Source organism: Mesorhizobium sp. ArgA1 (assembly GCF_053714375.1).
Genome location: NZ_JBSKBQ010000001.1, coordinates 164,401 through 179,077, shown reverse-complemented (window position 1 = coordinate 179,077; position 14,677 = coordinate 164,401). Strand labels below are relative to the sequence as shown.

At 63.4% G+C, this 14,677-nt stretch carries 12 protein-coding genes; 7 read left to right on the top strand and 5 right to left on the bottom strand.

Going from position 1 to position 14,677, the window contains the following annotated elements:
* Nucleotides 1–3 precede the first annotated feature (3 nt).
* The gene (locus ACWGTI_RS00800) at nt 4–2,151 is read right to left on the bottom strand and encodes a GumC family protein (protein WP_454585359.1); all 2,148 of its coding nucleotides are present in this window, start codon (nt 2,149–2,151) and stop codon (nt 4–6) included.
* A 232-nt stretch (nt 2,152–2,383) separates the two neighbouring features.
* Here ACWGTI_RS00800 and ACWGTI_RS00795 point away from each other — a divergent pair, with 232 nt between their 5' ends.
* Both ACWGTI_RS00795 and ACWGTI_RS00790 read left to right on the top strand, forming a co-directional pair.
* A complete protein-coding gene (locus ACWGTI_RS00795; protein ID WP_454585358.1) occupies nt 2,384–3,796 on the top strand; it encodes a lipopolysaccharide biosynthesis protein in 1,413 nt (470 codons plus the stop codon).
* Nucleotides 3,793–4,887: a glycosyltransferase family 4 protein gene (locus tag ACWGTI_RS00790; RefSeq protein ID WP_454585357.1), complete on the top strand. Its 1,095-nt coding sequence runs from the start codon at nt 3,793–3,795 to the stop codon at nt 4,885–4,887. The genes ACWGTI_RS00795 and ACWGTI_RS00790 overlap by 4 nt, the downstream gene beginning before the upstream one ends.
* Here the strand turns inward: ACWGTI_RS00790 and ACWGTI_RS00785 are convergent.
* On the bottom strand, nt 4,873–6,387 hold the full coding sequence (locus ACWGTI_RS00785; protein ID WP_454585356.1) for a glucosamine inositolphosphorylceramide transferase family protein: 1,515 nt from the start codon (nt 6,385–6,387) through the stop codon (nt 4,873–4,875). The two genes, ACWGTI_RS00790 and ACWGTI_RS00785, sit on opposite strands and share 15 nt — an antisense overlap.
* A gap of 258 nt (nt 6,388–6,645) precedes the next feature.
* Between ACWGTI_RS00785 and ACWGTI_RS00780 the strand changes: the two genes are divergently transcribed.
* Complete coding sequence (locus tag ACWGTI_RS00780; protein ID WP_454585355.1) at nt 6,646–7,794, top strand: GNAT family N-acetyltransferase; 1,149 nt, start codon at nt 6,646–6,648, stop codon at nt 7,792–7,794.
* Between the two features lie 18 nt (nt 7,795–7,812).
* Here the strand turns inward: ACWGTI_RS00780 and ACWGTI_RS00775 are convergent, their stop codons facing one another.
* Complete coding sequence (locus tag ACWGTI_RS00775; protein ID WP_454585354.1) at nt 7,813–9,036, bottom strand: FAD-dependent oxidoreductase; 1,224 nt, start codon at nt 9,034–9,036, stop codon at nt 7,813–7,815.
* The gene (locus ACWGTI_RS00770) at nt 9,033–9,806 is read right to left on the bottom strand and encodes a WecB/TagA/CpsF family glycosyltransferase (protein WP_454585353.1); all 774 of its coding nucleotides are present in this window, start codon (nt 9,804–9,806) and stop codon (nt 9,033–9,035) included. Before ACWGTI_RS00770 ends, ACWGTI_RS00775 begins: the two co-directional genes overlap by 4 nt.
* An 888-nt stretch (nt 9,807–10,694) precedes the next feature.
* Here ACWGTI_RS00770 and ACWGTI_RS00765 point away from each other — a divergent pair.
* The 3 genes from ACWGTI_RS00765 (at nt 10,695) to ACWGTI_RS00755 (ending at nt 12,778) form a co-directional block, all read left to right on the top strand.
* Nucleotides 10,695–11,747: a Dyp-type peroxidase gene (locus ACWGTI_RS00765; RefSeq protein WP_454585352.1), complete on the top strand. Its 1,053-nt coding sequence runs from the start codon at nt 10,695–10,697 to the stop codon at nt 11,745–11,747.
* A complete protein-coding gene (locus ACWGTI_RS00760) occupies nt 11,744–12,550 on the top strand; it encodes a family 1 encapsulin nanocompartment shell protein (protein ID WP_454585351.1) in 807 nt (268 codons plus the stop codon). Before ACWGTI_RS00765 ends, ACWGTI_RS00760 begins: the two co-directional genes overlap by 4 nt.
* A gap of 66 nt (nt 12,551–12,616) precedes the next feature.
* Nucleotides 12,617–12,778, top strand: a complete 162-nt coding sequence (locus tag ACWGTI_RS00755; protein ID WP_454585350.1) for a hypothetical protein — start codon at nt 12,617–12,619, stop codon at nt 12,776–12,778.
* A gap of 53 nt (nt 12,779–12,831) precedes the next feature.
* Here the strand turns inward: ACWGTI_RS00755 and ACWGTI_RS00750 are convergent, their stop codons facing one another.
* The gene (locus tag ACWGTI_RS00750) at nt 12,832–13,779 is read right to left on the bottom strand and encodes a GlxA family transcriptional regulator (RefSeq protein WP_454585349.1); all 948 of its coding nucleotides are present in this window, start codon (nt 13,777–13,779) and stop codon (nt 12,832–12,834) included.
* 88 nt (nt 13,780–13,867) lie between these two features.
* Here ACWGTI_RS00750 and ACWGTI_RS00745 point away from each other — a divergent pair, with 88 nt between their 5' ends.
* Nucleotides 13,868–14,575 carry a DJ-1/PfpI family protein gene (locus ACWGTI_RS00745; protein WP_454585348.1) on the top strand — a complete coding sequence of 236 codons (708 nt, stop codon included), beginning with the start codon at nt 13,868–13,870 and terminating at the stop codon, nt 14,573–14,575.
* Nucleotides 14,576–14,677 lie beyond the last annotated feature (102 nt).

The following is a 14,677-nucleotide window of genomic DNA, read 5'->3' as shown; positions in this document are numbered from 1 at the left end:
GGATCAGGTCCTCGCAGCCAAACTGCAGCGCCGATCGGCAGCGCCGGAAGGCTGCATTGGCGTGCGGGCGGCCGGCTGCGCGGTCTGCGGTGCGATTACCAGTGTGGCGCTGCGTCCGATCTGGGCGACGCCCAGCCGTTGCACCAGCAGGGCGGCGGCGTCGACTGCCTGCTCCGACGGGCTCAGCGCAAGCAGCGTCAGATCGGCCTGCGTGAAAAACTCCGGGGACCAGGCCTTTTCGCTGAAGGCCGGGGCACTGACGAGGATGAAGTCGAAGGCGTTTCCGGCCTCAGTCAGGACATCGCCCAAGGTCCGGCCATTTTTTTGCCCCTGCGGGCTGCAGATGGCAGTTCGCAGCCCGCTGGCGCTGTCGACGAATATACCGGGGCCGTGGCCCGCCAAAGCGGACGGCTGGCCTTCGATTTCAACGACCAGCACATTCTGATCGACCCGCTGCAGGCTGATCCCGATCAATGCGCCGGCAAGCCTTGCCTCGAGGCTGCTGCGCGTCGAGGACACGGCCAGCACAAAGGGCTTGGGATGGTCGTGCAGGCGCAGGATGATCTGCCGCATCAGCTTCAGCACGTCGCGCGAAAGCGCTTCGTCCCCGTCCTGGAACAGCGAGGCCCTGATCGCCTTGATGCCTGAAAGCGCCGTACCGGCGGCCGGAACGCGGTATTCGCCCAGACTGGCCGGAACCGGCTTCGGAGTCGGCTGGGCCACCGGATGCGATGCGCCCTGCCTTGGCTGGGCCACTGGCACCATTTCTTCCTTGGGCGCCTGCGGTTCATCTTCAGGCCGGCGGACCGGGCCGAACCCCAGAGCGAGACCGCATCCGGCGAGAAGTCCAAGAACCGTGCCCACCGGCAGGAGCAGGGCAGGCTTTGGCCAGGTCGGCTGCAGTGGGGGCGAGGCCTTGGCGATCGTGCGCGCCTCGGAGGTCTGGACGCCCTCCATCTGCGAGGTTTCCTTGGCGCGCTTCAGATAGTCGTCGAGGACGCCGCGTGCGGCCTGGGCCTTGGAGTCCAGCTGCCGCAGTTGCACCTGGGCAAGGCTCGAGTCGGAAGACTGCTGGCGCAAAGCTTCGAGCTTGGCCTGCAACTTGCCGACATTTTGCGCTGCAAGATCGTAGCTGGCCTTCAACTGCTGCCGGATGCGGTCGGCCTCGGCGCCCATGAGCCGGTTCATCCGTTCGAGCTCGGAGCGCAGCCGCGCGATCGCCGGATGGCGCGGCCCATACATGGTTTCGAGGTTGGCGAGTTCGGCGGCGCGCTGATTGTAGTCGTCGCGCAATTTGATGGCCGAGTTGGAGGACAGGATTTCCGCCAGCCTGGCCAGACCGGCCGGCGAGCTGCCCACGGCAAGCGCCTGATTGTAGCGGTCCCTTGCCTGGTCGGCGTCGCCCTGGGCGGTGATCAGTTGCGTCGTCAGCTGGTCGAGCTGGAATTGCAACGTGCCGCCATCGGTCGCATCGACGATCCGGTGCGTCGTCTTGAAATCCTCAACCGCGCGTTCGGCGTCGCTGACGTCCTTCTGCAGACGCTTGATCCTGTCGTTGAGGAGGGAGTTGACATCGCTGTTGGCGCCTTCGCGTTCTCCTGCAAGGCCGGTCCGGTAGCGCTCGACGATGGCGTTGGCGATGCGCGCGGCCGTTTGCGGTGATTTCGAGGTGAAGCTGACATTGATGACATAGGTGAGCCCTTCGCGCTCCACCGATACCGCCTTTTGAAAACGCTTGAAGGTCGCGTCGCGCGTGGCTTTCTGGTCCGATCCGAGTATCGAAAACAGCCGCGATACCAGACCGCGGCCCGAGAATTCGGGGTCGCTCGCCACCTTTTGACCGTCGAACACGTCTCCCAGCAAATCCTCGGATTCAATGACGAAGACCTGGCTGGCAATGGCGGCGCTGTCGGAGCCGATGCCGGGAAGAACATTGTTGAAATTGGTGGAACGCGAATCGCGCGGGTCGATCAGGATCGAGGCCGTTGCCGTGTAGCTCGGGCTGGTCACGGCGAGATAGAGCACCGTCAGCAGCAGCACGGCACCTGTAATGACAAAAATCATCAGGCGACGGCCCCAAAGAATCGCCCACAGCGCTGCGATATCAAACAGCGGTGGAAGCGTGCGATCGTCGATGTTGGCAGAACTCATCATTTTTCCTCTGCAGAGTCGCTTCACTCTACACCTCGCACTATTTCCCATTATCGTTAGCCCTTCGTTAAGGTTACCAAAGCGTTTCACCTTTGTATGCGGGGGCGCCAGTAACCATTCGTCGCGTTCGGGCTGGCGCTTGCGGGAGTTTTTGTTCTATTCAGGGACAGGTTTCACGTCGGTTCGGCTGCCGCGGGGGCCAGGCCATTGCCGGTCGTCACAGGAGCCGACCTTGGATGACAACATAAGCGACAACAAAGCCGCAATGGCTGGGAGCGGCAATCCGGCAGCCGACATGCGCATGTCCATCCCCGCGCTCGCCAGGAGCGGGGCGGTCGCTGGTGTGATCAAGCTCGCCAGTGCCGGCCTGTCGTTCCTGATGTTCGTGGCCGTGGCGATGGTGATGGACGAGCGGCAGTTCGGCCTCTACAGCGCCACCTATGCCGGCGCCAGCCTGGTTTCCTTCTTTGCCTCGGTCGGCCAGCAGAGCACAGTGCTCAGGTTCTGGCCGCAATATGTCGGCCTCGGCGACCTCAACTCGGCACATGGCATGATGGCACGCGCCATCGTGGTGGCGCTGATGGGGCTTGTCGCCTCCAGCCTGCTCATCCTGGTGGCGGGTTTTTTGCCGTTCGCCAGCAGCGGCACGCCGGAGTGGCTTTCGCTGTGCCTGGCTGCCGCGGTGCTGTCGCTCTCGCTCGGCTGGTCGGAATTCACCTCCGGCGCCTTCCGCGCCAAGAATGCACTCATTTACGGCCTGCTGCCGCGCGACATCATTTGGCGGGCGGCGACCATCGCCGCCATGCTCGGCTGCCGCTTGCTGCATGTCGAGATGGGTGCGGTCGCGGCGACCTTTCTGACCGCCGGGCTGCTCATCGTTTCGGTCGTGCCGCAGACGGTGCTTCTGCTGCGCGACACGTCGCGCGCCGCGCGTGGCCCGCTGACGGAAGACCAAAAAAGCGAATTCAAGACGGTAACGCTCGGCCTGTGGGGCGTCACCTCGCTGCCGCCGGCGCTCGGCCAGGTCAGCACCTTGCTGGTGGCCATGATCCTGGGGCCGGTCCCGGCCGGCGCCATCTTCGTCGCCGACCGTACCACGCGGTTCGTGGCCTTGGCGCTCAACGGCATCAACCAGGCGCTGGCGCCGCAGATTTCAAGCGCTTTCTACAGCGGCGACAGGGCGCATGTGCAGCGCATCACCAGCCTTGCGGCGCTTGGCAGCTTTGCCATTGCGCTCTGCGTGCTGGCGGCGTTCTGGCTTTTCGGCGGCTTCATCCTGTCCATTTTCAATTCGGCCTATGACACGCCGACCATGCGCACGACGCTCGTCATCTTCGGCATCGGCGCGACCTTCGCCACCGCTTGCGGTCCGATCGAGATACTGCTGCAACTGACCGGCCTGCAGCATGCGCTGTTCAAGGTGCTGATCGTCGTCAACGTGCTGGGGCTCGCGGCGACGGCTGTGACGACCTACTATTTCGGGCCGGTCGGCGCGGCGGTCACTATCGCCGGAACGGTGATTGCCTGGACTGCCATCGCAGTGTCGATCGCACGGCGTCGAATAGGCATAAACCCTTCCATCTTCGGCCTCGCGATGAGCAAGGCGGCAGCCGTTTCCCGCCCTGTGCTTAGAGACCGTACGTGAAGATCGTGCAGGTCCAGACGCAGGCAGAGGCGGCCGGCGCGCAACGTGTTTCCGACATGGTGGGTGAAGGATTGCGGGCGCGTGGCCATGATGTCCGCACCGTCTTCATGTACCGGAAGACCGACGCCTTCGACCACGACGCCAGCGCCGATTTCATCCTCACCGAGCCGCCAAAAGGCTTGCGGGGACAAATCCGGGCGACCATCGGACTGGTGGGATATCTCCGCAAGGCGCGGCCGGATGCCGTCATAACCTATCAGCACTATGGCAACATCTTCGGCACGATTGGCGCGCGACTGGCCGGGGTCAGGCACATCGTCGCCAACCAGAGCGGCGCACCGCACACCAGTGGCACCATGGGCCTGCTCTCGCAGATCGACAAGCTGATGGGCGTGACCGGCCTTTACCACGCAAACATCGTCAACTCGGCCTGGACCGAGGCGCAATTCGATCACTATCCGCAAGCCTACCGGCGGCGTCTCCATCGCATCGATCATGGTGTTCCGGCACCGCGTGAGCAATTCGACAAGGCGGCGGCGCGTGTCCGCTTCGGCTTGCCAGGCAATGCATGGCTTGCCGTCTCGTCCGGGCGGCTGACACGGACGAAGAACCAGATCGCGCTAGTCGGGGCACTTGAACGGTTGTCCGACATCCGCTTGGCGCTTGCCGGCGTCGGACCGGAACTGGAGGCGCTCGTCACCTTTGCCAGGGAGCGGGGCGTGGCGGACCGGTTGCATCTGGTCGGTGAAGTTCCGCCGGCACAGATTTTCGAATTCCTGGCGGCAGGCGATGTCTATGCGTTCCCGTCGACGAGCGAGACCTTCGGTCTTGCCTGTGTCGAAGCGGCGATTTCCGGGCTGCCGGTGGTGGCGAGCAATCTTGCCGTGATGCGCGAGGTGCTGACCGCGCAAGACGGCGAACCGGCTGCGATCTTCGTCGAGGCCGACGCCGCCGGCATGGCCACGGGGCTTGCCGAGATGATCGCCAGGCCGGAGCTTATGGCCAGGCTTTCGGCGGCCGGGCGGCGGCTCAAGGACAAGTACTCGCCGGCCCAGATGTGTGCCGGCTACGAGGCGCTACTGCTGTCCTGAACGCTTCCGCACCGCCGCGATCCCGTCGATCACTTCCAGCCTGCCGGCGCGGTTGAGCGTGTGGATTTTCGGGTATGGCCAGTCGCCGTCGGCGATGATCGGCCGGGGCGCTGAAAGCCGCACCGTGTGCCGGTCTAGCTGCAACAGCTCGGACAGGCCGAGGCCGCCGCCATAGCCGACCGTTCCATCCTGGACGGGAAGGACGACGCGTCCGTTTGGGCCGCGAACGAAAGCGCCGCCCGGACGCGCCATGCGGTGGTCGATCAGGATCGGATTGCCGGCATGCGGCGTCCAGGGGCCGGTGAGGGCGGGGGCTGAAAACACCACCAGTGTATCGGAGGTGCTGCCGTAGCCGTCGCGATCGGTGGCGAACAGCCAGAGCAGCCCGTCATGCCCGAGCAGGGTTGCGTCGGAAATCTCGCCCTCGACCAGCACGGTCTCAGCGGTCCAGCGGTCCGGAAAGCGGGAAGCGCGATAGAGAGTGAGCTTGCCGCTGGCGCTGGCTTCGGGAAGCATCCAGATCACCCCGTCATGCTCGAACACCTGGGGATAGGAGAGGTGGTGCGGTTCCTCCAGCACCACCCGTGGCGCCTCGGGAACGCCGTTCGCATCAAAGGCAACGACTGAGATGACAGCCTTGCCGGTGGCATGAGGATAGTCCTCGACGAACAGGAACGATCGGCCCTGCCATTCGAATGGGAACGGATCGGCGTAGAAATGGTCGCCGGGGTCGGGCAGCACCGACCAGCCGCTGCCCAGCCTGCCGGTTTCCGCGACGCCGGGGGCATCGGCAAAGCGGTAGCCGACCCGCCAATGCGCGTGGCGATAGCTGAGGCGCCGGATGATTTCACGGCCAAGCCGCGGCAGCGCCGAACCGACATAGGCGGGCAGGAATTGCGTTGCCGGACTGCTACCGGCTTCAGACGACGGTTCATTCTGCATGGGCCGACTCCCGGCAAAAGCCTTCGCGAGCGAGACGATCAGGGTGATGGCGCGTGCAAGCACATCTTCCGTACCGAGCGCCACCGATTCTCGCTTGTCGACCATCGGCCGTGCTTGGCCGACCACTTTTCCATCAAGGACGGCCTCGATCACAGGCAACTTTCCGCGCGCGATCGCTGTTGCCACTGCAAGATCGGACCGAGATCCGTCGAACAGGAGGCCAATGGTTGGAACATCGGATCGCGGCGCATTGCCGGCAAGGTCCAGCCTGAGCGCTACCGGCCGGCCGGCCGGCTGAACCGGGATCTCGTTCAGCGCTGCGGCCAGATTCGGACGGCGGCGCCGAAACAGGCGCTGTTCGAAAGCGAAAGCGGCTTTGGCCGACCCTGACCAGCCCGGCATTCCCGGTTGCTGCAGCACGGCAACATCGTGGCCGTCCGACTGAAGCCGCTCGACGACAATCTTCTGCCACAGGCGCGGTCCAGATTGCGGAACAATGACGTCGATTGCCAGCATGTCGTACCAGTTCGCGCTTGTATCGGGACCCGGCCTGGACATTTGAAAAGCGATGACCGGTACGTACAAATGACTGACCGAAAAAACTTACCTTGCCGTTACTTGGAGGTCTGGCCGTCCGCTTTATGGGAAGATCTTGACCAATCCTGCCGATCAGCCGACGAATGCTGGATTGACGGCAGATATGCAATCGGCGCCTGAGGTCCTGTATATACCAAGTTTCCAACATTCCATGCGTCGACCTTGACGTGGAAGGCAAGACAGCGTCGATAGACCATGCCCAGCCGGTTCGGACCATAAATGTTTGAAGTCACTGTCGAGGATTCGTTCGATTTTCGTTCGAAGGAATATGCCGAGCTTTTCGCCAGCTCGGCTGCAACTGCTTTTCAGCACCCCATTTGGCTCGCCCTGCTGTACGAGAAGATCGTCGGGCAGGGTGCGGCCACGCCGCTGATCATCGTCGTGCGCATAAGCGGAAGACTGGCGATGGTCCTGCCGCTGGTCAGGCGTCGCTACACGCTCTTGAAAGTCGTGGAATTCGCCGACATGCGTGTTTCCGACTACATATCGCCGGTCGCCGACGAGGAGACGTTTTCGCGAATCGTGGCAGACGGCCCCACAGTGGCCGCCATCCGAAAACATCTGAAGCCCTATGATCTGCTGCGCATCGGCAAGCTGGCCGACCGCTCGCTGGCAATCGAGCGCCTGTTTGGCATCGACCAGCGTGAGAGCATGGGCATGAGCGCCTATTCCAGCAAGCTGGAAGCGACATTCGCGGCGTGGCGCGAACACCAGCTCGACAATTCCTATCGCAAGGAGCTCGACAAGAAGTCGCGGCAGCTCGGCCGGATGGGCCAGGCGCGTTTTGAATGTTCCGATAGTATCGACGCCATCCGGACGACATTCGATGCGCTCAAATTGTACCGCGGCAAGCGCTTCGACGGCAGCGACGGCCCAGCCGACCTGTTGCAGTCGCCGTCCTACTTCGAGTTCTATATGGCTGTGGCGGCCGAGGGATGTGGCGGCTTTGCGCGCACCTACACGTTCTGGATGGATGATCGTGCGATCGCCGGCGCGCTCGGTCTCGCACATCGCGGCTCGCTGCTGGTCATTCTCGGCGGCTTCGACGAGGCGGGTTACAGGAAGCAGTCGATCGGCAGCCTCATGTTCGAGCAGATCGCCCGCGACTGCATCGAGCGCGGCGACCATTCGCTCGACTTCACGATTGGCGATGAGCCCTACAAGGTTACCTTCGGTGGCCGGCCATCGCCGATGTGGCAGATTTTCAGGGCCGGCAGCCCGCTCGGCTATGCCGCGCACGTGACCGTCGAGAAACTGCCGGCGGCCAAGGCTCTGGCGCGACGGTTGGTCGGTGCGCATGGCAAGAAGCCCAAGCCCGACCGTACCGTCGTGCCGCAGGCGCCCAGCGACGAGGCGGCTGGATCCTGAACATCCGAATGCCTGCGATCAGGTCGCGGCTTCGATACCGGGCTTTCTGAAACCGCGCAGCCTGGCCGCGAAAGCGGGGCTGAGACTGGTGATCTTCTGCATCACGCGACGACGGCTGAAATGAAGCTGCCGGTGCGCGCGCCAGCGCAGATCGGTGTCGATGGTCAGGCTGCGGCGGAACTCAGCCATGTGCAGACCATGTTCATCCATCGCCAGCTTTGCGGGATCGTCGTAGAACGTCGCGATCTTGGCCGCCGTCATCCCGGGCGAAGCCATCCACCGCGGCACATGCACCGTGCACAACCGCTCGACATCGGTGAGCAGCCGACTGACGCCGGTACCTGCGGCCGGACAGGATGTCTGATAGGCATCGCCGATCAAAACGACCCCATCGCGCACGCATTTCTGCGCCACGGTGATGTCGGTGAGCCAGCTGTCGACCCGGTTGATGACTTCGAAATCGCCGAAGGCGTTGACCAGCCCCGGCAGCGTGTCGATGAGCGTTTCCCGCGGACGTTCGCGCAGCGCTTTCACCCAGGGATCACGGTGATCGCGAAAGACGAACAGATTGGCGCGCGTGACGTCGGCGGCGGGAAACAGGTTGAGGTAATCGATGCCGTCGGAGACCCCGCCGTAATAGGTGAGGGCCGGGTGCTTGAACGCGCTGGCTCCCACCGGGCGCAGATTGAATCCGAAGGTCAGCGACTGCTTCTGATGGACGAAATGGCGCTCGATGCCGAGGTCGCGTTTCAGAATGTCGCCCATGCCGGTGGCCAGCACGAGCAGCCGCGCCGTCACGTCGTGGTGGTCGAGGATCGACACACGCTGGCGGTCTGTTCCTGTCTCCAGCCCGTTGACGCGGCCGGAAATGAAGCGAACGCTTTCGGGCAGTTCGGCGCGCATGGCGGCAACGAGGTCATCGTAGAAAATTCCGTAGTGGCGCGCATGCGTGCGATCGAGAAAGCGTCCCCTGCGGATGTTGACGATCTCATCGAAGGCCACGGCCGCTGTCGAAAGCTTGTCCAGAAGGCCAAGCCGGCGCAGTTTTTCAATCTGGTCGCCGGCGACTTTCTCGACACGGAATTCCCTTGGAAAGACCGAATGGCGATCGATCAAGATGACGCTGTAACCGGCCCGTCCGAGCACATTCGCCGCAATGGTGCCGGAAAGTCCGGCGCCGACGATGGCGATCTCGGCATCGGTCCCTTCGGGCAGCGGAATGTGGCGATGCTCGGCCGTCATTTGGAGTACCTCAATATGGCATAGACGGCACGGGGACTGGTCGTGAAGTAGCGCCAGAAAAGCCGGCGTGGCTCCATCATCACACGCCAGAGCCACTCGAAGCCAGCCTTCTGCACCCATAGCGGCGCGCGCCGGACCTTGCCGGCGATATGGTCGAAAAGCCCGCCCGACGTCTTGATCAGGCCGACATTGTGGAGCCGCGATGCATAATCGCGGATAAAGATCTGCTCGCGCGGCACGCCGAGGCCCAGCCACAATATGTCGGGCGCTAGCGCGTTGATCTCGTCGAGTTTCCTTTCAAGCGCCTGGCCGGCCAGAAAGCCGTGACAATTCCCGGCGATGCGCAGGCGGGGGTATTTGGTGCTGATGCGGGCGACAGCCTTGTTGTTCTCCGCCTCCGTCGAGCCCAGCAGGTAGAACGTCGTGCCTTCCTGTTCGGCGAGCTTGGCGACATCGTGGAACAGGTCCGTGGTGGCGACCCGCTCCGGCAGGTGCAGGCTGCACAGCAGGCGCGAGGCAAAAACCAGCGGCTGGCCATCGGCGAAGATCTGGTCGGCCTGGCGAAATACCCGGGCGACTTCCTTGTCCTGCCCCACCTGGGCGATGACATCGCCATTGGCGGAGGTGAAATAATAGGGGCGGGTGTTGGGCAGGTGCCCGCGCGCCGACGTGATCATCAGCCGGGCGGCGTCCTGCCGGTCGATCACGGTGATCGGCAGGCCGCCGAGCACAACGGTCGGCAAGGCGGGAAGCTGCGCGCCGGTTGTCACGCCTGCAGGTCCGATCTCGCCAAGCGAACGGGGATGGGAAGCCTCACCTGTTGCGGACGCCTGGGCGCGTGGCGAATCCGCTTCGCGGATCGCGCTCTTACCCCCTTGAGACTTTTTTGAAACGTTGCGCATCGTGTGGAAATAACCCATTTCGAAGTATTCTAAGTAAACGGAGGGGAAAGTTAAGCGATACGTTAATAGTTAGTTAACGCGTAAATCTTTCATAAAATATGCAGATAAATCAATGCGCTGCTTTGCGGCTGCGAAGCGCTGTCCAAATCGCGAAGATCGAACCATTCCAGGCCAAGGTTGCTTTTTGGCCCTGGAGCATAAAAATCCAATGGGATCAACGCGCTCGTTGCATTTTGTCGGCCGACAGAATTCGATGGCGGTGTGGGGGAGTTCGGCGTTGCGATCGCTTGCGCAGCCGCAGGACGACATCGAAATGTCAACGCGGCCTGCGTCAAGAAAAGGCCGATGAGAGCCGCGTTTCCGTCGTGTTCCGTGGATAGAGATTGCTTTTAATTGGAGGTCAGAGGCATTAACCGATCCGACGCTTGCAAGCAACCGCCGCTAGTAAACTATGTATTTCTGGTTGCATTTACTTGCAGACATTGTTCTCGTGCCATGCGTCGAGAATTCGGCGCCCCTGCTTGTCGTAACCTGCTTCGCTCTGTTGGCCTGCCCGCGATACCGGTCGCCGAAGGGCAGGCGCGTCGTGAGGCAGGCGGACCGAAAATCCTTCCGGCCTATCCGTTGGACGGATGCCCATTGCGGCGGGAATGCCTTATCGTCGAGTGCGGCGCAAGCGCCAAATCCTGTGGACTGGCTTGATTGAAATGCTGCTTGATTCGGGCACCGCGTCGGAGGATACCGAATGGATCAAGCATGGAGTCCAGTTTGCCAGCCGTCGTTTCGCAACCGGTCGCCGCCCTTTTGACGCGGGCAGCGATCTTTCTTGTCGTTACGCTCAAATCCGATCCCGAACACGACGCGACCGCACGCGGCTTGTGTGCCGATCTTTCCGCACTCAAGCGCGCGGTCGGCTTTCGTGACCTCGAGGGCGGGTTGTCCTGTGTCATGGCAATTGGCTCCAACGCATGGGACCGTTTGTTTGCAACCCCAAAGCCCAGAGATCTGCATCCGTTCCGCGAGATCCGAGGTCAGCATCACGCTGTTTCGACGCCCGGCGACATGCTGTTTCATATCCGTGCGGCGCGAATGGACCTCTGCTTCGAACTGGCGACGCAGATCATGGCGCGGCTTGGCGGCGCCGTCGCCACAACGGACGAGGTGCAGGGCTTCAACTATTTCGACAACCGCGATCTGATCGGTTTCGTCGACGGCACCGAGAACCCGGTGGATCAGGGCGCAATCGACGCCACGATCGTCGGCGAGGAGGATCCCGGCTTTGCCGGCGGCAGCTACGTGATCGTGCAAAAATACCTGCACGATCTGGCGCGCTGGAACGAGGTGCCGGTGGCGGAGCAGGAAAAGATCATCGGCCGGACCAAGCTTTCCGACATCGAACTGGACGACGCGGTCAAACCGACATCGGCGCACAATGCGCTGACCTCGATCACCGAGGATGGCGAAGAGCTGGAAATCCTGCGCGACAACATGCCGTTCGGCGATGCGGGGAAGGGCGAGTTCGGCACCTACTTCATCGGCTATGCCCGCTCGCCGCGCCGCATCGAGCAGATGCTGGAGAACATGTTCATCGGCCGGCCGCCGGGCAATTACGACCGGCTGCTCGACTTCAGCCGCGCGGTGACCGGCTCGCTGTTTTTCGTGCCGTCGGCGACATTCCTCGACGATGTTGCGGCGGATGCGGCCGTTGCTCCGCTGTCCACCCAGCCCGAGATAACGGATCAACCCCAGTCGCGCGCGCGCGACGGCTCACTCGGTATCGGATCTCTCAAGGATGTGAGGCAGACATGAACACGCTTTATCGGGAACTCGCTCCCATCTCGGACGGTGCTTGGGCGCAGATCGAAGACGAGGCATCGCGCACCCTCAAGCGCCATCTGGCGGCGCGGCGTGTCGTCGATGTCGTCGGCCCGAAAGGTTTCGACCTATCTTCCGTCGGCACCGGCCATCTCAAGCAGATCGCAGGTCCGGGCGAAGGGGTGCAATCGGCGCAGCGCGAGGTGCAGGCGCTGGTCGAATTGCGGGTCCCGTTCGAACTGACACGCCAGGCGATCGACGATGTCGAGCGGGGCGCCACGGATTCAGACTGGTCGGCGGTGAAGGAAGCGGCGCGCAGGATTGCCTTCGCCGAGGATCGCTCGGTGTTCGACGGCTACGCCGCCGCCGGCATCCAGGGCATTCGCGAAGGCACCAGCAATCCGGTGGTGGCATTGCCGGGCAATGTGATGGGCTATCCCGAAGCGGTCGCCCAGGCGGCCAGCCAGTTGCGGCTAGCCGGCGTCAATGGTCCCTACGCACTGGTGCTGGGTGCGGCGGCCTATACGGCTGTCAGCGGCGGTAGCGACGAGGGTTACCCGGTCTTCCACCATATCGAACGCATGGTCGATGGCGGCATCATCTGGGCGCCGGCCATCGAAGGCGGGTTTGTGCTCTCGACGCGCGGTGGCGATTTCGAGCTCGATATCGGCCAGGACCTGTCGATCGGCTACCTCTCGCATTCCAGCACGAGCGTCGAACTTTATCTGCAGGAGACGTTCACCTTCCGGCTGCTGACGTCAGAGGCCTGCGTGACCCTTGCCCCGCCGCGAGAGTGACCGCGAAGTCGCAATGGCCTGGCCGCAAGATCGGCCGGGGTATCACTCGGTGAAGGAACCGTCCTTGTGGCGCCATGCATCGAGAACCTGATCTGCTACGGCAAGCGGCTGTTCGGCGCCCGCTCCGGTGTGCCGATACACGACCGGGCGCCGGCGATGCGGCCCAATGAGGTCGGCCTTGCGATGGTGGAGCGTTTTGCTTCCCGACTCGGCAGATTGCCGGGATAGGGGCTCTGTCCCTACGGCGTCGACCGCCGCGTTGATGGCGCGAGCAATTGCGATCAGAAACGCTCGCGATAGGCGCGCGGGTTGGTGCCCAGGACGCGCAGAAAGCCGCGCCGCATCGTTTCTTCCGAGCCGAAGCCGCAGCGGCGTGCCGTCTGGTTGACGGGCTGGCCGCGCTCCAGCATCCGTCGCGCCGCCTCGATCCGGATCTCCTCGATCGCGCGGGCGGGTGTGCGGCCCGTCGCCTCGTGATAGCGCCGCGAGAAACTGCGCGGGCTCATATTGGCGTGGTCGGCCAGCTGCGTCAGCGACAGGTCGCCGGCAAGATTTTCGAGGATCCAGCCATGCAGCCGGTCGAAGCGCCCGTCGCCCTCCTGCAGCTTGAGTGTCTGGCTGAATTGCGCCTGGCCACCGGGACGTTTGAGGAAGACCACCAACTCGCGCGCCACTGCAAGCGCCGTGTGCCGGCCGAGGTCGGCCTCGACGAGGGATAGGGCGAGATCGATCCCTGCCGTTACGCCGGCCGACGTCCAGACATTGCCGTCACGAATGAAGATCGGATCGGGCTCGAGGCGGACCGCCGGAAAGCGCCGGGCGAACTCCGCGCAGCGTCCCCAATGGGTCACCGCGCGACGGCCGTCGAGCAGGCCCGCCTGCGCCAGCAGCATGGCGCCGCTGCAGACGGATGCGGTTCGCGTGGCATCGCGCGAGCGGCCAGCGATCCATTGGACCAGTTCGGCATCGTCGCAGGCCGCGTTGACGCCCCATCCGCCAGGCACGACCAGCGTGTCGATCTCGCCTCCCTGCGCCGGCAGCGCCGCTGCCTCCAGGACGAGGCCGGCCGATGTGCCGATGCGCGGCGAGGCCGCGACGACCGTGACCTCGTAGGGTGCTGGTTCGCCGGCCTGCCTCTTGAAGTCGTTGGCGCTGGCAAAGACTTGAAGCGGTCCGCTGACGTCGAGGAGCTGGACGTCGGGATAGGCAAGCACTTCGATGCGGCGCATTGGGTTTGGCCTGAAACGAGGGGTGAATGGCAATTACGCCAAATCATGATGGCCTAGATTGCCGGAAGTCAACCCACGGAGATTTTCCATGCCCCTTCGTTTCGGCATCCTCGTATTTCACAACGTCCAGCAGCTCGACCTCACCGGCCCCTATGAAGTCATGGCAACAGCCAAGGGCGCGGAAGTGGAATTGATCTGGAAGGATCGCAATCCGGTGATGTCCTCGACGCGGCTGTTGCTGACGCCGACGGCGACCTTCGACGATTGCCCGCCTCTCGATGTGCTGTGCATTCCAGGGGGAGGCGGCGTCAACCCGCTGCTGGAGGATCAGGCAGTCCTCGATTTCGTCTGGGAGCGCGCGGCGCAAGTGCGCTACATCACCTCGGTGTGCAGCGGCGCTCTGGTGCTCGGCGCGGCCGGGCTGCTGAAGGGCAAGCGGGCAACGACGCACTGGTATGCACATGATTTCCTTGAAGAGTTCGGGGCGATCCCCGTCGATGAGCGTATCGTCGAGGACGGCAAGCTGATTACCGCCGGCGGCGTCACCTCCGGGATCGATTTCGGGCTAGCGCTGGTTGCGAGGCTGCTTGGACAGGAGGAGGCGGAGATCGTGCAGCTCTCGCTCGAATATGCCCCGGCACCTCCTTTTCGCTCGGGTACGCCCGCCGAGGCTTCGCCGGCCGTGCTGGCGCAGGCTAAGGAGCGCCTCTCCGGTTCGAGGCGGGTTCGTGAGGAAATGTTCGCTCGCTGGCGGGAGGCCCGTGCGACCGCTGCGCCGGCGCGCATATACGGCTGAGGCGGCAGGGCCGAAGGGCATATCTGGCCCTTCGGCCCTGCCGCGTTTCCCCTGTTGACAGCTCCTGTCATCCATGCAGAAATTGGTTGGACCATTGAACCA

Bases quoted from the DNA above. Each gene is read 5' to 3' on its own strand.
- ACWGTI_RS00800 (WP_454585359.1), bottom strand. From the start codon at position 2,151: ATGAGTTCTGCCAACATCGACGATCGCACGCTTCCACCGCTGTTTGAT.
- ACWGTI_RS00785 (WP_454585356.1), bottom strand. From the start codon at position 6,387: ATGTCCAGGCCGGGTCCCGATACAAGCGCGAACTGGTACGACATGCTG.
- ACWGTI_RS00780 (WP_454585355.1), top strand. From the start codon at position 6,646: ATGTTTGAAGTCACTGTCGAGGATTCGTTCGATTTTCGTTCGAAGGAA.
- ACWGTI_RS00775 (WP_454585354.1), bottom strand. From the start codon at position 9,036: ATGACGGCCGAGCATCGCCACATTCCGCTGCCCGAAGGGACCGATGCC.
- ACWGTI_RS00765 (WP_454585352.1), top strand. From the start codon at position 10,695: ATGGAGTCCAGTTTGCCAGCCGTCGTTTCGCAACCGGTCGCCGCCCTT.
- ACWGTI_RS00760 (WP_454585351.1), top strand. From the start codon at position 11,744: ATGAACACGCTTTATCGGGAACTCGCTCCCATCTCGGACGGTGCTTGG.
- ACWGTI_RS00750 (WP_454585349.1), bottom strand. From the start codon at position 13,779: ATGCGCCGCATCGAAGTGCTTGCCTATCCCGACGTCCAGCTCCTCGAC.
- ACWGTI_RS00745 (WP_454585348.1), top strand. From the start codon at position 13,868: ATGCCCCTTCGTTTCGGCATCCTCGTATTTCACAACGTCCAGCAGCTC.